This is a genomic window from Acinetobacter sp. BIGb0196 (assembly GCF_011759595.1).
GTDB lineage: Bacteria > Pseudomonadota > Gammaproteobacteria > Pseudomonadales > Moraxellaceae > Acinetobacter > Acinetobacter guillouiae.
In genome coordinates this window covers 143436-162791 of sequence record NZ_JAAOZA010000001.1, presented here as the reverse complement: position 1 = coordinate 162791, position 19356 = coordinate 143436, and the positions used below count along the sequence as shown (strand labels likewise).

Annotated in this window: 14 protein-coding genes; 13 read left to right on the top strand and 1 reads right to left on the bottom strand. The window is 39.8% G+C overall.

Annotated features, from left to right (window positions below):
- Nucleotide 1: 1 nt before the first annotated feature.
- From FHR28_RS00715 to hisIE, 5 genes are all read left to right on the top strand, one after another.
- Nucleotides 2–1621: an ABC1 kinase family protein gene (locus FHR28_RS00715; RefSeq protein WP_166781747.1), complete on the top strand. Its 1620-nt coding sequence runs from the start codon at nucleotides 2–4 to the stop codon at nucleotides 1619–1621.
- Between the two features lie 549 nt (nucleotides 1622–2170).
- Nucleotides 2171–3238, top strand: coding sequence for an ankyrin repeat domain-containing protein (locus FHR28_RS00710; RefSeq protein WP_216070002.1), 1068 nt, complete (start codon nucleotides 2171–2173; stop codon nucleotides 3236–3238).
- Between the two features lie 244 nt (nucleotides 3239–3482).
- Entirely contained in the window at nucleotides 3483–4565 is a 1083-nt protein-coding gene (locus FHR28_RS00705; RefSeq protein WP_154129444.1) for a patatin-like phospholipase family protein, read from the top strand.
- A 295-nt stretch (nucleotides 4566–4860) separates the two neighbouring features.
- Entirely contained in the window at nucleotides 4861–6150 is a 1290-nt protein-coding gene (locus FHR28_RS00700) for an FAD-dependent oxidoreductase (RefSeq protein ID WP_166781746.1), read from the top strand.
- A 166-nt stretch (nucleotides 6151–6316) separates the two neighbouring features.
- The gene (gene hisIE / locus FHR28_RS00695) at nucleotides 6317–7102 is read left to right on the top strand and encodes a bifunctional phosphoribosyl-AMP cyclohydrolase/phosphoribosyl-ATP diphosphatase HisIE (RefSeq protein ID WP_166781745.1); all 786 of its coding nucleotides are present in this window, start codon (nucleotides 6317–6319) and stop codon (nucleotides 7100–7102) included.
- Nucleotides 7103–7161: 59 nt separating this feature from the next.
- On the opposite strand, the gene FHR28_RS00690 is transcribed toward hisIE, so the two are convergent.
- Complete coding sequence (locus FHR28_RS00690; RefSeq protein ID WP_166781744.1) at nucleotides 7162–9345, bottom strand: PhoX family protein; 2184 nt, start codon at nucleotides 9343–9345, stop codon at nucleotides 7162–7164.
- Between the two features lie 261 nt (nucleotides 9346–9606).
- Between FHR28_RS00690 and FHR28_RS00685 the strand changes: the two genes are divergently transcribed.
- The 8 genes from FHR28_RS00685 (at nucleotide 9607) to FHR28_RS00650 (ending at nucleotide 19223) form a co-directional block, all read left to right on the top strand.
- A complete protein-coding gene (locus FHR28_RS00685) occupies nucleotides 9607–11100 on the top strand; it encodes a UvrD-helicase domain-containing protein (RefSeq protein WP_004725463.1) in 1494 nt (497 codons plus the stop codon).
- A 93-nt stretch (nucleotides 11101–11193) separates the two neighbouring features.
- Nucleotides 11194–12567 carry an ATP-binding protein gene (locus tag FHR28_RS00680; RefSeq protein ID WP_166781743.1) on the top strand — a complete coding sequence of 458 codons (1374 nt, stop codon included), beginning with the start codon at nucleotides 11194–11196 and terminating at the stop codon, nucleotides 12565–12567.
- A 449-nt stretch (nucleotides 12568–13016) separates the two neighbouring features.
- The gene (locus FHR28_RS00675; RefSeq protein WP_151956412.1) at nucleotides 13017–15854 is read left to right on the top strand and encodes a monovalent cation/H+ antiporter subunit A; all 2838 of its coding nucleotides are present in this window, start codon (nucleotides 13017–13019) and stop codon (nucleotides 15852–15854) included.
- A gap of 3 nt (nucleotides 15855–15857) precedes the next feature.
- Nucleotides 15858–16223, top strand: a complete 366-nt coding sequence (locus FHR28_RS00670) for a Na+/H+ antiporter subunit C (RefSeq protein ID WP_004725457.1) — start codon at nucleotides 15858–15860, stop codon at nucleotides 16221–16223.
- A complete protein-coding gene (locus tag FHR28_RS00665; protein ID WP_166781742.1) occupies nucleotides 16223–18025 on the top strand; it encodes a monovalent cation/H+ antiporter subunit D in 1803 nt (600 codons plus the stop codon). The genes FHR28_RS00670 and FHR28_RS00665 overlap by 1 nt, the downstream gene beginning before the upstream one ends.
- Nucleotides 18026–18547, top strand: coding sequence for a Na+/H+ antiporter subunit E (locus FHR28_RS00660; protein ID WP_004725454.1), 522 nt, complete (start codon nucleotides 18026–18028; stop codon nucleotides 18545–18547). It abuts the gene before it with no gap.
- Nucleotides 18544–18819, top strand: a complete 276-nt coding sequence (locus FHR28_RS00655) for a monovalent cation/H+ antiporter subunit F (RefSeq protein WP_004725452.1) — start codon at nucleotides 18544–18546, stop codon at nucleotides 18817–18819. Before FHR28_RS00660 ends, FHR28_RS00655 begins: the two co-directional genes overlap by 4 nt.
- A gap of 23 nt (nucleotides 18820–18842) precedes the next feature.
- A complete protein-coding gene (locus FHR28_RS00650; RefSeq protein ID WP_034615073.1) occupies nucleotides 18843–19223 on the top strand; it encodes a Na+/H+ antiporter subunit G in 381 nt (126 codons plus the stop codon).
- The last annotated feature ends 133 nt before the right edge of the window (nucleotides 19224–19356 follow it).

Below are 19356 nucleotides of genomic sequence, written 5' to 3'. Positions count from 1 at the left end.
TATGATTCCGCATATTGCCCGTTTATTCGAACTTTGGCGCATCGCCGCGCACTATAGACTCGACACACTGGTCCCTGCGGAAGAATTACCTGAAAAAGCTCGGCATGCTTTAGCTTTAATTCGCTTACACCCTGCAGCATGGTCAAGTAAAGAACGTAAAAACCCGCTCAAGCTTAAAGAAGCATTAGAAGAAATGGGGCCTTTGGCAATTAAGCTGGGGCAATTACTTTCCACGCGTCGTGATTTAATTCCACCTGAAATTTTACAACAATTGGTTTTATTACAAGATCGGGTTAAACCCTTCAAGGTCAATATTGCAAAAGAGCGTATTGAGCAATCACTGAAAGCCAATATTTCTACAATTTTTGCCCGTTTTGATGAGCAACCTTTGGCTGCTGCATCTATTGCACAAGTCCATACTGCTGCACTACATGATGGTCGTGAAGTGGTGGTTAAAGTCACTCGTCCAGATATTCGCAGTCAGATTCTACAGGATTTTGAAATTCTGCAATGGCTTGGAGCAAGCTTAGAAAAACGGCTTGAAGCAGCTCGTGCAGTGCATTTGTCTGAAATCATCCAGAACTACCGTCAAGTGATCTTAAATGAACTGGATCTTACGTTAGAAGCAGACAATACCCGTCGTATGCGTCATTACTTCACGGGTTCAAGCATGATGTATGTGCCTGAAGTCTACATGGACAGCAAAGATGTTATGGTTGCTGAGCGGATCACAGGCGTTCCCATTTCGGATATTGAAACCTTTGAAAAGCTCGGGATGGATCGTAAAGATCTTGCTGAAAAGGGTTTAACGATTTTCTTTACGCAAGTATTTCGTGACAATTTCTTCCATGCTGATATGCATCCCGGCAACGTATTTGTTGAAACATTAAATCCAAGCCACCCTCGTTATATTGCCCTTGACTGTGCGATTATGGGTGAGCTATCTAAACAAGATCAGATGACCGTTGCACGTATGTTGCTTGCGGTCATGAACAGCGACTTCTTACAACTGATTCAAATTGTGCATCAGGCAGGCTGGATTCCACCGGGCACTGATCAAGATGCGCTATCCCGTGAAATGCGTCGCACAGTTGGACCAATGGTGTCCAAACCGATGTATGAATTGGACTTTGCAGGTATCTTGATTCAAGTCATGGACATTGCGCGTCGTTTCCATTTAGAAATTCCACCACAATTGATGTTATTACTCAAAACACTAGTACATGTGGAAGGTTTAGGTACCGATTTATATCCTGAACTCGACATTTGGAAGCTGGCAAAACCGATTCTCACCGAATGGGTAAAAGCACAAATGAATCCTCAGAAAAACTTAAAAGAGTTAGGACAGAAAATTCCTGATTTACTTTTAGGTGCACAGGATTTCCCAACCTTGATGGTTGACAGCTTAAATGGTTTAAAGAACCAATCTGCATGGCATGCAAAACAACTGCATGAGTTGCAAATGATGCGTTTAGAAGTGGAACAGCAACAAAAACGTAGCTGGATTTTCGGCAGTATTATGGCGATTTTGCTCTCTATTGCAATCATTGCACCGTGGTATATTTCAATTGTCTTGATTGTCTTGACCACTGTTTTAGCAGTTTGGCGGATTGCCAAGTGAGTAAAGCCGAAACCTAAATAAAAAAGGGTTAATTTTAAAAAAAATTGGACAATCAAAACTAGCGATAAATCATTATATTTTCAGTTGTTGTAATTTAACGAGCTGAGAATGGTCTATATCGTGAAAACAAACTTAAAAATTTGTGCTTCTATTTTCAACACGATTACTAAGTAGTTTTGATTGATGTCTCGCACTAAACTAATATTTTTATTACTGTTCGAACGATTATCCTTTACTTTATTATTGACTAAAAATAGGAAGAAAATTATGAATATAATATTTATATTTAGAGAATGTCAAATGCCATTTAAAGAGTTTGTAGAAATTATATAAAAGAAAATAAAACCAGATGGTAAAACAAAAATTGAAATAACAAGTTGTTTGCTATCAGCTAGACTGGGTCCAAAATATCGAAACAAGATGTGTAAAATTGGACAATAGTTTTTCAATTTAACTTTAGTTATGATATCGAAACTAAGGTTTCTCACCCAAACACAAAGCCACGAATCATGGTACGCAAGCTAAAAATACTAATCCCAAGTTGAATAAATGATGATAACCATAAAAGATATTGGAACATACGAAACAATTCCACCTATAGTCAATGATCTTATAACAGGAAATATTCCTTCTTTGGATGAATACTTTGCACAAGGTTGGAATATAGAAGAAAGTATTTCATTGTGTGAGTATATAGAGCAGACACCACTTGACTTTGCCTTGATAATGGAGAATTTCGATTCCGTAAAATGGTTGATTAAAAAAGGTGTAAATCTTAATGTAAAACATAATCCAAGTTTTTTATCTGCTGTTCGATATTGTAGTGAAGATATCACTCGTTATATGGTTGCTCATGGTGCCAAAATCAATGAAGTAAACAATGTGAAATCCGAAGCATTTCAGCAAGCTCTTTATGGGAAACGTTACGAAAACCTACCTGTTATCCACGAACTAGGTCACACAGTAAAACAATATGGAGGAGAAGCATTCCGTAAAGCTGTGAGTGATAAAAACTATAATGTATTGGAATTCTTTATTTCTCATCATGTTGACATCAATTACAACAAACCCGATATGGTTTATCCCTTTAAGCCAACGCCATTATGCGTTGCAGCAAGATATGTAGATCTAGACATGTGTAAATATCTGGTAAAGCACGGTGCCGATGTAACCATAACTGAAAAAGACGGAATGCGTCCATATAGCATAGCTGTAGAAAAAGGTGATCGAGAAATGGCTGATTTTTTTAAATCAATAGAACCAGCAGATTTTCATAGCCTAAATAATAAATTAGACGAATTAAAACCCTATAAGTTACCTAAAAATCTCATAACTTTTTTACAAGGAGATAAATTACATATTAATTTATCTCAATCTGATTTTAAGTTTATTGAGTTTTTTTCATTGATAGAAACCGTCCCATTTAAGGTCAAAAAACAAAAACTACTCCGCATTTCAAAGACTACAGGTGATTTCACGGATATAAATATTGTTTGGAATCCTAAGTCTAAAAAAATAGCCTATTACGATATAGAGCATAATGATCTTAGAGATCTATGTACATTTGAAGAATTTTTAGAGTGTCCAAGTAGACAATTAGAAAAATATTTTAGTTGAAATAGCCTATATACAATAAGAGTTATTCATTGGGAGCTCTTAAGGGAAAAGTCAGATGGCAGTTTTTTAATCGTCTTGACCACTGTTTTAGCAGTTTGGCGGATTGCCAAATAACACGATTCAGCCTATTCAATGAATAGGCTTTTTTGTCTATGACTGCTAAGTCACCGAGTGACAGCTCTCGCCATTGTTCAATCTATCACGCACTCTAAAATAAAAAATATTCGTTTGAGTGAGTGAAATCATGACCCAAATTCTACAAAAACGCCCTGCAGCAATCACCTTACGTGCAGGCTCACTCGCCAAACAACACATACAACAAGAAGGCTTATCTGCACATCAAGTCGATATGATTCCCGGCGCAGCTGGTGGCCCTAAAGGCATTGGTTTAATGGGCTTGGATCAGGCGATTTTCGGTGATTTTCTAAAGCGTGCCAAACAACGACGCTTTTTAATCGGTTCATCCGTCGGTGCATGGCGCTTTGCTGGAATTTTAGCGCAAGGTGAACAACTCGGTCCTGAACGTTTAGCTGAGTTATATATCAACTTGCCCTTTCATAAAAAGATGACCATTGCAGAGATTGAGAAAATATCTCGCGAGATGCTGTACAGCATTTTAGACCAACACAGCCAAAAATTGGTCGAACATCCCGAATATCACCTTACGATTATCGCAGCCAAAGCAGAACATTTATTTCAAAGTGATCAAAAGCTTGCACTGTATAGTTCCTTACTCGGCATTATCGGCAGTAATGCAATTTCAAGAAACCATCTGAATAAATTTATGCAACGGGTCATCTGTCAGCCTGCACAGTTCCCACAATTTAAAATTCAGGATGACGCTTTTAAAACTCATTATTTAAATTTTAATCAGCACAATGTTGCGGATTGGTTGATGGCCTCAGGTTCGATTCCTGCAGTTACACCTGCGGTAAAAAATATTGCCGATGCGCCACAAGGCGCGTATCGAGATGGCGGTTTGATCGACTATCACATTGATTTGCCTTTTGAAAGTAAAGGGATTGTTTTATATCCACATTTTGCCGACAGCATCATCCCAGGCTGGTTTGACAAAATGTTTAAATCTCGCACAGCCAATCCTGCAAACCAAGCACGGACTTTACTGATCTCGCCTTCTCAAGACTATTTAAAATCTTTACCTTTAGGACGTTTACCAGATCGTAAAGATTTTGTGATGAAAGGTCTGGATGATCAGAAGCGAAAACAATTGTGGAAGCAGTCTGTGGCAGAAAGTCAGCGACTAGGTGATGAATTTTTAGAAATGGTGGAGAAACAAAATTTTGCTAAAGTGATGCTAGATTTATAATTATTCTCCCCCATTGATCACCTCATCCAGCTGCGAATAAATATGATTTTCAACAACTTAAATACATCACACCTGCATTCTCGATGACTTGAGATATCAGCCTGCAACATGAGCCAGTCATGGCTCAAACTTTACATATTATTTTTTTACTGAATTTAATCCGTGTCTGGCCTGGTCTATAGGTGTTGATTCTTGGCTAAGATCCATTAGTAAAAAAAGAGCTTGATTCAAATTTCTGCTTGTTAATTCCCTGCTTTTTGTTAAATTTAAATCATTCAAAGCACTTACTCTAATAATGAATCAAACTAAAACGCCAAAATTTGCCATCGTCGGTGCAGGAACAGCAGGGCTTGCTACTGCAATTTTACTCGCACAACAAAATATTCAGGTTACTATTTTTGAGAAAGTATCTGAGCTTGAACCTGTCGGTGCTGGCTTATTGCTTCAACCGTCTGGACTTGCAGTTTTTGAGCACTTAGGTGTGCTTGATGATGCGGTTAAACTCGGTGCAATGGTCACAGGCTTAGAGGGACAACTCGCCAATGGTTTTAAACTGGTAGATAGCCATTATGCCCAAGCTCATCCCGATTTTTATGGTTTAGGCATTCATAGAGCAAGCTTATGTCATGTCTTGCAAAACAAATGCCATGAATTTCCTGAACTGATCACTTGGCACATGAATGCCGATATTGAAAAACTTAAAGAAACAGCAGATGAAATCCGAGTTTCGGGTAGGATCAATGGTGAATCTTTTGATGAAGTCTTTGATAGCGTTATTGTTGCCAATGGTGCGCGAAGCCAGTTAAGACCAATCGAATGGGTTAAAATCGATCAAGCCTACCCTTGGGGCGCGAAATGGACCATTGTGCCTGAATGTTTACAGCTTGATACTCAAATTTTGCACCAATTTTATGATCGCTCCAAGATCATGATGGGAATCTTACCTACAGGCGCAATCCCCTCTCAGCCCAAGCAACGACTTTCCAGCATCTTCTGGAGTCTTCCAACCGATCAGCTTGGAAATTTTTTACCTCATCAACAAGCCCGTGCTGAGTGGTTAAAAGCGCTATCCAAACGCTGGAAGCCCACAGCTGAATGGTTAGAGCAAGTAATCGCCAATCCTGAAGAAACGCAACAATGGCTTTCTGCCCATTATCGCGATGTAGTGCTGTCTAAATTTGGGCAAGGTCGCATCGGTATCATTGGAGACGCTGCACATGCAATGAGCCCACAACTTGGACAAGGTGCAAATATGGCGCTTTTAGATGCATGGGCTTTGGGACAAGCAGTTCAAGTTGCCCGAAACAATCAAACGATCGATTATGCAAAGCTATGGCAGTGCTATCACCAACATCGCAAAAGCTCATCCGCATTTTATCAATTTTTAAGCCGTTTACTGACGCCCCTATACCAGTCTGATCTTTGGTGGGCAGGCGGTTTACGAGATCTAAGCTTCTCTTGGATGTACCGTATCCCTTATTTTCGTAAAGAAATGGCAATCACTGTGTCGGGATTAAAATCGGGTATGTTTACCCAAATGAAGTATGAAGATATTGCTCGATCGTCTTTGGCAAGAGAAAAATGATGTGCACTCAAGTTGCTAATTCTGTAATTTAAAAGTGTGAACAAGCGTTTTAATATCGACTCCATCCATAATCAATATTTTCCTAAAATGCTGGAAATAACGTACACTATACAACCGCTACCATGTCAACGTAGCGCTCTTTCTTTTTATAACTTGGTGAAATCCTATGAACAATCTGCAATGGCTCGATGAAGTAAAATTTAACGAACAAGGACTTATTCCTGCTATTGCACAACATCATCAAACTGGACGTATTTTGATGGTGGCATGGATGAACCGTGAAGCATTACAACTGACTGCTGAAAAAATGCAGGGCGTTTATTTTTCTCGTTCACGAAATAAATTATGGTTTAAAGGCGAAGAGTCTGGCCATTTTCAAACCGTTTATGAAATCCGTTTAGACTGTGATGCAGATGTCATCGTCTTACAAATTGAACAGCATGGTGAAATCGCCTGCCATACAGGTCGAGAGTCTTGCTTCTATCGCAAACTCACTGCAACGGGTTGGGAAATTGTCGATGTACAATTAAAAGATCCAAATGCAATATACGGTGAAAAACCTTCATCGAATTCACATACTATTGCCATGAATAGCTCCAATGCGCAGGCTGAACAAGTCGAAGTCTTGGGTTATTTAGGCAAAATGATGGCTGAACGTAAAGCAGCTGATCCAGATTCTTCTTATGTAGCAAAGCTTTACCACAAAGGTTTAAATAAAATCTTAGAGAAAATTGGTGAAGAAAGTATTGAAGCCATCATTGCCGCAAAAGATTTTAAATCTGAAGCGTGTGAAGATCATAAAAATGATCTGATTTATGAAGTTGCAGACCTATGGTTCCATACCATTGTGATGCTTGGTTATTTTGAGTTAGATGTGCAATTGGTACTTAACGAGCTTGCACGCCGTCAAGGGCTTTCTGGCCTCGTTGAAAAAGCCAATCGAGATCATTAATTTGGGATTTATAAAAAAGGCAGCGAAATTTCGCTGCCTTTTTTATTCAAAAATTGAAATTAAGAAGATTTTTTCTCAACTGAAGGTGCAATCGGATCAGCCGTAATATAACCGACAGCTGCTGCAAACTTATTGTTATAGTTGGTGTTAATCGCTGCATCAAGTTGCGCAAGCATGTCTTTACTTAGACCACTACGCACACCATCTGTCTCTTTATAGAAACGATTCCATTCATCACCTGGATGCTGGAAGTTGCTCATAATATAGGTCCAGCCATTTACTTCATCAACAGCATGTAAACCTGTTGATTCAGCACCCGCAGGAGCAGATAAAACACGATCCAATTTCTTTGTATCTACATTATAAGCCCACAAGTAATTATTCAAATGATTACCTGAATCTTCACCGATAAATAACACGCGTAACTTTTCAGAGAACTTCAAATTATCAGGGCTAGCAATTTGTGATGGATCAGCAGTATTCCCGAAACTATCAAAACTAATGTCTTTTCCTTTGAGCAATACGCTTGATTCACTTGGAACCCATTCACTATTAATTGCTACATTTGTGCTGTCAATTTGTCCGCCAGCCAATTTATGCTCTAAAATACCGCCAGCGGTAATTTTAGGGAACTTCACATTATGCTCAGCAAGATAACCACTACCCCCTTCAACCATTGAGTCAACAATGTTTGCTAAAGCAGAGTAAGCTTTTTTATCCGTCGTATTTACGGTCGTTCCTTCATTTTTCGTCAATGCCATAGATGCACCGACATAAGCTGCATAACGGTGAGTTTCAAGGAATGCTGCTGCAAGTTTAGTTTTATCCGAATTATCTTTTAATTTTAGATAAACGCCTATTTTGCTTAAATAAGTAAATTTGAACCCTTGAGCTTCCAATTCTGCTTTTTGGTTGGTTTGTTGCGTTTTCAAACGAGCGTTTGCTGCATCTGCCAATAATTTTTGGTCAGCAGTTGGTTTTGAAGCATCAATCGCTTGTTTTTCATCAGCCGTAGCATCTGTTGGATATTTTACAATCTGTAATTTTGAATCAAAAATATCAGTGGATTTAATACCACTTTTAATCAAGTTTTCAATCTCTGCGCTGGTTGCGTGACCGAGTTTAATCCAAGAAATTTTACCCGATGTTGTATCGGTTAATTGCGTTGTGTATTTTGCAACATACAATGTTCCCGCAGATAAATCTTTTTCCTTATCTGCAACAAACATAAACAAACCACCATTGGTATAGTCATCACCCATAAGTACTGTACGATTATCCGCAAATACTTGTACCAACTCATGTGAAATACGACCTAGGCAGTAATGCTTTTTCACTGAACCAGTACCATCAGCTTTTACTGTAATTTCAGGTAAATGCCCATAGTTATATGGATTTGCAGAGGTCTCATCACCATATATATTTTTACTGAATGCTTTAAGTGTCGCTGCTGATTGACCTAATCCCTGATTAAATGCATCTGGCTCGTATTCTTCACTTGAAAGATGTGTTCCCCAAGGTGATAAACTCGCACCACAAGTAATCCATAGGCCATGTGCACTAGACGTATCTACATTGTGGTATTTAATTAAAGTTAAATGACCTGTTTTAGGATCTTGATCTAGAGTAAGGACTGCAATTGGTGATGACAACTTACCGTAAGTATCTCCGCCTGCTTGATCTTTAGTAAGGTATTCAAACTGAACCACATGAAATACTGGATTTCCTGTTACACCCAAAGCTTTTTTATCGGCATCGGTAAAGTCTTTGCCAGTTGCTTGTTTAAAACTGATTAGAGAACTACCATCTGGACAGTCAGAGAAAAATTGGCGTTCTTTGCCTGCTACAGATCTATCGATAATGGGTTGGTTTTTAATATCATAATAACCACCTGCTATAACTTTACCACCTTTACCATCTGGAACTTCAGTGCCTGTTAAGAAGAATGGCTTATATCCCAGTTGATAAGTGGTTGAGCTACCATCATCCCAATTAATCGAAAGTTTTGAAGTACATGTTGTAGTAGCCATTGCTGCAACAACTGTCGGTGCATCCATTGGTATAAATGTTGCAGATTTTAATTTAGCTGGATTGATCGGCGGTTTAACTGCAGTATTTTTATCATCATCGTTACAACCTGCAAGTGTGGCTGAAGTTGCCATTGCCCCAAGTGGAAGAAATGGAATGCTGGCTAACCAAGTAAGCACTTCACGGCGTGTATGTCGGCTGGCTGAATTTGTCATAACTTTATCCGAATATGTTTTAGAATTTTCCCGTGCTCAGTTTAGAAAGCAGTTATGACAATCTAGTTTCACTTTTAAGTCATTTTAAAGACAAAAGCCCCAATACCTCATATTATGATAAAAATGATCAAGATACGCTCCGCAGATTCTTAGCACAGTCGTTTAAATAACATCTTGTTAGATTTCACCCTAGTGCTGAGCAATTTTTGCTATACTCTGTCCCATATTGAATTTTCAAGCTAATAAGATTTTATAAATACTGTGCCTTATTCTTTTACACCCACATCTGAGCAAAGCTTTGCAATCGCAGAAGCGAAAAAAGGACAATCATTTAAAGTGATTGCCTATGCTGGCACAGGTAAAACCACGACTTTGCAGTTAATCAGTGATGCGATGACGGAGCGCCGTGGGATGTATTTGGCCTTTAATAAGGCAATTGCCACAGAGGCACAGAATAAATTTCATCAAAATGTAGATTGCCGCACCTTCCACTCTTTGGCTTTTCGTAGTGTGTCGCGTGGAGTAACCGATAAATTACGTCTGCCGCGTTTAAGTCCCAGTTTTATTGCCAAAGAATATCGTCTCGAACCGATCACGCTTAGACGTTTAATGGGCGGGCGTTATGAAAAATATGTGCTAATGCCCAGCCGTTTGGCGAGTTTAGTTGCCAATGCTGTAAGCTATTTCTGCTCGACCAGCTCACAATATCCAGCACCACGTCATATCCAAGCACCAAGTTGGCTGCATGCAGATGATATCGAGTCTTTACAAAAACATCTTTACCCTGCTGTAGAAAGACGTTGGTTAGAGTCGATTGATACCAATCATCAAGCAGGCATAGGTCATGATATTTATTTAAAACTCTGGGCATTATCAGATCCATTTATTCCAGCAGATTATGTGCTCTTTGATGAAGCACAAGATGCAGATCCATTAATGCTTGGTATTTTATTGCGTCAGCGTAATACTCAAGTGATTTATGTGGGTGATGCACATCAACAAATTTATGCATGGCGTGGTGCGGTCAATGCCATGCAACAAATGCCACTTCCTGAATCTCGTTTAACCACTTCATTCCGTTTTGGTGATGCGATTGCAGATGTGGCCAATCATTTGCTCGGTGCATTGGATGAAACTGTGCCTTTATTGGGCAATCCTGAAATGAAATCGAGTGTGGTCAATAAACCACATACTAAAATGCGTGATGCGATTTTATGTCGCACCAATGCACGTGCAATGGAGTTGCTTCTTTCTGGTCTCGTGCAAGGCGATAAAGTTGGACTACAAGCCGATCATGCAAAACTCAACCGTTTTGTTGATGCTGCAAGTTTACTTAAACAAGGTAAACGTGTTGTTGATGTACCTGAACTGGCTTGGTTTAACTCTTGGCATGATGTACATGAATACTGTGAAACCAACGATGGCAGTGATATCAAACCTTTAGTCAAATTGGTTGACGATCACGGTACGGAACCACTCAAAAAAGCACTTGCTAAAATAACCCCAATAGAGCAAGCTGATTATGTGATTTCAACAGCACATAAGGCCAAAGGGCTAGAATGGAATCGTGTGCATATCGAAGATGATTACCAATTTAAAATAAACGGTTTAGAACATAAAATCAGCGATGAAGAATTAAGACTGTTATATGTCGCCTGTACACGGGCAAAGGTCAGCCTAAATATTCATCACATCTATGATCTCGTGCAACAATTGAAAGTAAAAGCGCCATTTAAAAATAAAGCAACAGCATAAGGTTTTTGACCAATTCATCTGTCACAGCGAAAAAAATCGCAAGGTGAAAATATCAACAGCTTTTTATGCTGTCAGTCAATTTTCAGGTATCCTATGAAACTAGCAGCAATTCATTTTCGCCACACATACCATTTTGCTGATTTAAAAATAGACTTTAATTATAAAAACAAACCAATCAGTTTAATTGTTGGTGAACAAGCCAGTGGAAAAACGGCAATTATTAAAAATATTTACCAAGCTTTGACTTGGTTTCCTGCACGTCTAAAAGATTTGCGCACACCTGGTGTGGTGATGCTCGACCAAGACATTATGTTAGATCGAGTGCAATCTAAAATAGATATTAAAATCAAATTCCCAATAGAGTTTGGTCAACTCGCAGAAAGCACTGCAACAGCAGAACAAGATCCACAAACTTGTCATTGGCAATTATATAAAACCTTAAATAGTTCTGGTGTTGGTCTGAGTAAAGTTGACTTAGTACAACTCGAACAATTGGTAGAACGTTATAATCTAGTGCTCAAAAAAGATCCTGTTCAAGGCTTACCTTTAATTGCCTACTACCCTGCTGAACGATTTGTAAATGAAGTGAATATTCTCAATAAAAATAATCCTATTATTTTACAAGCGCACAATGCCTATGAATTAGTACCGATTCCATATACCACCTTTGCACGATTTTTCGAATGGTTTCGAGAAATCAGTGATATCGAAAATGCACAAATCGCGCAACTTTTTCAAAGTGTTTTAGCACAAAAAGAATCTTCAAATCAAAGCGATGAGGATTTTCAAAGTATTTTATTTCAAGCCCGTTCTCAGTTACATGCACCCAGCTTAAAAGCCTTAAAGCAAAGCGTAAGTATCGTCCTTCCTGAAGTTACAGATCTCTATTTAGAATATCAACCCAAATTACAATTGATGGTCACTTATAAAAATCAAAGTCTGACTTACTCACAACTGTCGAATACGGTTAAAAATTGGCTGGCCTTAGTCGGTGATTTGGTGCGTCGCATGTGCATACTCAATCCTTTAAGTCTTTATCCTTGTGAAGAAGGTGAAGGCATCTTACTGATTGATCAAATTGATGTTGATTTAGACCAATTTGGCCTACAGTTAATTCTCGATCGTTTAAATCAAGCCTTTCCTCGTTTACAGATCATCGCCACAGCCAGCCATGAAGAGCTGCTTGAGCAAGCCGACGAATATCAATGTTTTAAACTGGACAATAAAAAGCTTTATGAAATTCAGAACAATAAAGTATGGCAAGAATACCAAGATATTTATGCAAACTTGCTCAAAGAGGTTCCCAAAAGCGCTGAACAGGACTTGCTTGAACCCGAACCCAATCTGCCAGTAAATGTTCAACAGCTTTTTGAGCAGTTTAAACACCTGAGTGAAGAGCAAAAGACCGAATTAAAACGTTTAATGCAGTCTGGTGATGACCAAACGTCACATAAGTTCTTATTATAAAAAACCTCAGCCTAAACCCGTCAATAGCAGACAGTGAATGATCATCAATTGTGAAACACTGTCTTTTATACTCCATTCTCAAATCATGAATATATTCACGTTCATATTCATTGTTCTATAAAATTCCAAACATACTAGATTGATTGTTACCGCATGATTTTCAAGCAGCAAAAAGTCACATGAAGCGTATAATTACAAATGTTTGCGTAAAAAACGACAAAATAAATTGATGTTATTCTACTCATGTAATAAGATGAAAAAATCAATTTAAATTAGATTTTTCAATGCAAATTGATTTTCTAATCGCTTTCTCAAGTTGCGCAACACAACTCATTTTTTAATTACTAATTTAATTCGGCTTTCAAGATTTAAGTTATTGGACTGTTCCTTGCATTCCTCAAGTCCTTGAAAGATAAGATTCACATAGGTTTCACGACCTATTCACGACAATGGATACGCGTGTGCTTCCGATTATTATTCTTTTACCATTAATACTTGGCACTATCGTTGTTCTGTGGCTGAAGCAATTCTCTCGCGGGGTAACAGCCTTAGGGGCAATCGGGGTCAGTTTAAGCAGTTTTATCCTGCTGCTGACTCAAGCGAAAACAGTATTAAGTGGACAAGCCGTTTTAGAGCAGTGGCAATGGCTACCTCAAATTGGTATTGATTTTAGTTTCCGATTAGATGCTTTAAGTTTAATTTTTTCATTGCTGATCACGGGGATCGGCACACTGATTTATATCTATGCCTATTATTATCTAAACCCGAAAAATTCTCTGAGTAAGCTCTATGCATTGTTGATGCTGTTTATGGCCGCAATGTTGGGTATTTCCTTGTCGAATAACTTAATTATTTTATTGGTTTTTTGGGAACTAACCAGTATTTCATCATTCTTGTTAGTAGGCTATTGGAGTAACTACGACGCCGCGCAACGTGGTGCACGGATGGCGCTGACCATCACTGGTATGGGTGGCTTAGCCATGCTGGGTGGCTTTATTCTGATTGGTCAAATCGCAGGAACCTATCAAATTGACCAACTCACCATGATGGCGAGTACAATTCAAAATAGTGGTTTATTTGTTCCCGCTTTATTGTTGATTTTATTGGGTGCGTTTACCAAAAGTGCGCAATTCCCCTTCCATTTCTGGCTACCCAATGCCATGGCAGCACCAACCCCTGTCTCCGCCTATCTGCATTCAGCAACTATGGTAAAAGCAGGGATTTTTCTGGTTGCGCGCTTACTGCCAATCTTTGTTGGCTCGGCATTGTTCCATAATCTTGTCACCACAATTGGTCTGCTGACCTTATGTATGGCGGCATTTTTTGCCATCTTTAAAGAAGATTTAAAAGGCTTACTGGCTTATTCAACCATCAGTCATTTAGGTCTGATCATGTGCCTTTTGGGTATAGGCTCACCTTTAGCCGTGGCTGCTGCAGTTTTCCATATTATCAATCATGCAACCTTTAAAGCGGCATTATTTATGCTCGCTGGGATCATTGACCATGAATCTGGTACACGGGATTTAAGAAAGTTAAGTGGGCTTTGGCAACTTCTTCCATTTACAGCAACATTAACCATGATTACCGCTGCAAGTATGGCAGGTGTACCTTTGACAAATGGCTTTATCTCGAAAGAAATGTTCTTTACTGAGTTATTGGCAAACTTATCTGGTGGCTATGTTGTGTTAGCAGCGATTGTTGCAACATTGGCAGGTTTATTTGCGGTTGCTTACTCGGTTCGTCTGGTACATGGCGTATTTTTTGATGGTGATGTGGGGCCTAATGTTCCCAATAAAAATGCCCATGAGCCGCCAATCGGTATGCGAATTCCAGCAATCATATTGGCAACTTTATGTATTTTAGTGGGGATCATTCCTGCACTGTTGGTTGAAAACATTGTCAATGCGGGAACACGCGCATCAACACAAATTGCCAGTTTTGAAGGGGTTCATTTAGCCATCTGGCATGGTTTTAATTTACCGTTACTGATGAGTGCAATTGCCTTAATTGGTGGTGTGATTTTCTATTTCGCCTTGGCCAAAGGCGGGCGAATTCGTGAAATTGATCTTGATCCACGCTTAGGTCGTTTCCAAGGCAAATTATTATTTGAAGATTTCCTTAAAAATCTCTTGCTGATTTCACGCAAAATTAAGAAAAAGACTGAAACTGGCTCATTACAAAATTATTTATTGTGGATTTTGGCCTTAAGTATTGCCGTGGTTGCCACGCCATTGATCAACCAAAATTTAACTACAGGAACACGTGAACTCACACATGCACCCTTTACTGCAATCGTGTTATGGCTGTTATTATTCTCCGCCTGCTGGATGATGCTGTGGTTCCACCATGAACGTATCAAAGCGGTTCTGATTAGTGGTGCAATTGGTTTGGTCGTGACGATGATTTTCATCACACTCTCTGCGCCAGACTTAGCACTGACACAAATTACCGTGGATGTTGTCACGACTGTTCTGCTATTGATGAGCTTATCACTGCTTCCTCAATTGACCCCTTATGAGTCCAGCCAAACCCGTCGTTGGCGTGACGCAGTCATTGCAATTGGTGGCGGCATTGGTATTGGTTGGATTACCTGGTTAATCATGACACGTGATCATAACTCGATTTCATGGTTCTTTGTTCAGCAGTCAATTCCGTTAGGCGGTGGCTCAAACATCGTCAATGTCATTCTGGTTGATTTCCGTGGTTTCGATACCTTTGGTGAAATTGCCGTATTGGGTATCGCAGCCATTGGTGCGCTGTGCATGATGGATGGGATGCGTGCTCATGGCACCACGATCACTCAAGGTCTGAGCTATCGTTTCAATCCATCGCCGTTGATGTTCCGTATGACGGCTTCATGGGTACTGCCGATCGCACTTGTGGTAAGTCTGTATATTTTCCTACGAGGACATAATTATCCAGGTGGCGGCTTTATTGCAGGCTTAATTACCTCCATGGCCTTGGTGATCCAATATATCGCGATTGGACAAGATCAGGCTGAAAAAATGCTGCGTGCTCAATCTGGTCGTTTATACGAAATCTGGATTGGTTTAGGGCTAATCATTGCTGGGCTTTCAGGTCTGGCTTCATGGTTCTGGGCACGTCCGTTTCTTACCAGCGCACATATTTATGTGGAATCAGGACTATTTGGCAAATTCCATCTTGCCTCTGCTGCCGGATTTGACCTTGGCGTATACGTCACGGTTGTTGGTGCAGCAATGTTACTCATTTCTGTTTTAGGCGACTCTAGACATTCAAGCATGTCTGGTCCAGTACCCAAGGAGTAATGCATGATCAGTTTAGAATTTTTAATTGCATCTGCGATTGGATTATTGGTTGCCTCAGGAATTTATCTGATTCTTCGTGCACGTACCTTTCCAGTCGTTCTTGGATTAGCCATGATTGGCTATGCAGTCAATATCTTCCTGTTTTCGATGGGGAGAATACAAATCAGTTCACCTGCGATTTTAACCCAAGCCAGCAAAGTCACTGACCCTTTGCCTCAAGCTTTAGTGCTAACCGCAATTGTCATTGGCTTTGCAACGACTGCTTTTATCGTTCAATTGGCATTACGCAGTCGTTATGAGTCTGGGACAGACCATGTAGACACCAAAGAGGAACCGAGTAATTTTGACCCACGTGAGGATGAGCCATAATGACCAGCTTTTTAGATTTTTGGTATGCTCATTCTCCAATCCTGAGTATTTTAATTCCTGCATTTACAGGCTTTATGCTGATTTTATTAGGCAATCCTGGTTCAGGCGCTTTAAAACATGATTGGCGACAACCTTGGCGCCGTGGTATTAGCTTAATCTCGGTTATCCTTGGACTCGCCACTGCGATTGCTTACCTGATTCAAGCCAATACTGGGAAAATCTTTGTTTATCAACTTGCTGAATGGTCTGCACCATTTGGGATTGTCTTGGTCCTGGATCGCTTATCCGCGTTAATGCTGGTTCTCACCTACACACTTGCCGCGCCTGTATTGTGGTTTGCCAGCAAAGAATGGGATGAACGTGGGCGTTATTTTCATGCCATGTTCCATCTTCTTTTAATGGGTTTGACTGGTGCATTCTTAACAGGTGACTTATTTAACCTGTTTGTATTCTTTGAAATATTACTGATGGCATCTTATGTCTTGCTGTTACATGGTCAAGGCAAAGCCCGTTTCCAATTAGGCATTCACTACGTCACCATCAACTTACTGGCTTCTGCTCTATTCCTCATCGGTTTAGGTATGATTTATGGCAGTGTGGGCAGTTTGAATATGGCCGATGTCGGTCGTTTATTGCCAACCTTGGAACATGATCAACATCGTCTTGCTATAGCAGGTGGTTTGCTTCTATTTGTTGTATTTGGCATCAAAGCAGCCATGTTACCTGTGGGTTTCTGGTTGCCAAAAACCTATGCTGTTGCCGCGACACCTGTTGCTGCTATTTTCACCATCATGACCAAAGTGGGTGTGTATGCAATTTTACGGGTCAATGGTACTGTCTTTAATGATCAGCTTGGACAAACGATCTTTAGCAACTACTTATTGCCAATTGGTTTAATCACATCATTATATGGTGTGATCGGTGCACTCGCAGCTGAACGCTTACGCCGCTTCGTTGGCTTTATGGTGTTATCCTCAGTCGGAACGATTTTAGTTGCCATTGCCATGTTTAACACACCAGCATGGGCTGCTGGGTTGTACTACCTCGTTCACAGTACCATCATAGCAGCTTCGTTCTATTTGCTCTGTGGCTGGATTACCTCACAACGTGGTGCAATGAAAGATCATCTCAAAGTCGCACCAAAGATGAAGCAAGACAAAGTCATTGCCATGACGTTCTTTCTTATCGCTTTGATGATGGCAGGTTTGCCGCCATTTAGTGGTTTTTTAGGCAAAGTCTTAATCTTACAGGCAACTGCAAACTTGGCTGCACAAGGCTGGATTATTGCGATTATCTTGATTGTGAGTTTTTTAAGTATTCTGGCATTTACACGAGTCGGATTTATCCTGTTTTGGCGAGCGACCACACCTGAGGACAACCCGAAAGAAGAGGCTTATACAGCCTATCAGGACTTACCCGAGCAAGCTCCTGCACGCAATGACAAAAGCGTTTACCTGCTATTGGTAGGACTGATTGTCTATGTCATTTGTGCTGCTCCAATTTTAAATTATGTTGAAAAAACAGCGCTGCAAGTTTCTGATGCATCACTTTATCAACAGCGTATTTTAAAATTGGATGGGCATGGTGAAACTATCAGTGTACAACCTTTCGATCCGCACTATGTACCTGAAACAAAATACAATGGTGAAATGGTTGATCCAAATGCACACTATATTCCCTATATCATTAGCCCAGAAACCCTAAAAGGCGAACATATCTCTGAATTTAAGCAACGCCAAATTCAGGGGCAAGAACAGCAACAACATGTTGAAAATGCTCAACTCAAGCCTATGGAGCAATAAATGCAAAATAAATCATTATTCGCTCGTATTTTACCGCATCCTTTTGTGTCGGTGATTGTGGCAATGAGTTGGCTCATGTTGAACCATAGTGCTGAAAGCTTTGATTTTGTTGTGGCAATCAGTTTGGGATTAATCATTCCTAAACTGATTCAACCCTTTATCATTCATACACCCAATATTCATTGGAAAAGCGCCATTCAATTATTTTTTGTGGTGCTATGGGACATTATCGTCAGCAATATTAAAGTTGCTAAACAAGTCTTAGGCCCAACCAAAAATCTCACCCCAAAATGGTTTCGAGTTCCATTGGAAACTGACCATGAACATGTCAATACTTTACTGGCGATGATCATTACCACCACACCAGGTACAGTCAGTGCTGGAATTGATCAAGAACGTGGCGATATTTTGGTTCATGCACTAAGTTGTGATGATGTAGATGCAGAAATTCAAGCCATTAAAACCCGCTATGAAGTTCCGTTAATCGAAATCTTTGACCTGCAACGAGGAGCACGTTCATGAGTATTTTACCTTATGCACTTGGCATTTGCCTGCTCGCAGTGACCATCTCCATGTTGTTATGTTTGATCCGTTTGGTGATGGGCCCTTCTATCGTAGATCGATTATTGGCACTGGATACATTGTTTTTAAATGCAACCTGCTTAGTTGTCATTCTTGGCATTTATTGGGCAAGCACTTCAATGTTTGAAGGCGCATTATTGGTTGCAATGCTGGGCTTTGTTTCAACTGCTGCACTGGCTCGTTATTTTACAACGGGTCATGTGGTTGATTAAGGAGAAAGTACATGGAAAATAATATGCAAATTGTCATGGAAATCATCGTTTCATTCTTCTTGATTGTCGGTGCATTTTTTACCTTGGTGGGTGGCATAGGTATGGTCAAATTACCAGACTTATTTATGCGTCTACATGCACCGACCAAATCCAGCACCTTGGGCTTAGGCAGCTTTTTAATCGCGGGAATGATTTACGCAGCGTTTAATAGTCGTTTAGGTTTTGCAGAGTTATTGATCACCCTGCTTGCCTTTATTACAGCCCCAGTATCAGCAAACTTAATTGCGCAGGCAGCAATTCATTTACGTCTGCGTTCAACCTCTGGTGATGTACCTGAAGCGATTAATCGTCCTTTACCATGGCAACGTCAAAAAATCATAAAACAATTTAAAGATAAGATTTAATTCATTTTCTGACTAATTGTTGATTGGTTGGTTGGCTAAATTAAATTGGACTGAGTCTAGGTGCATACTGACTTATTCCAATTTAAGCCACAACTAAGCTTAGATCGTCTGAAATACGTTATCATCAAACTAT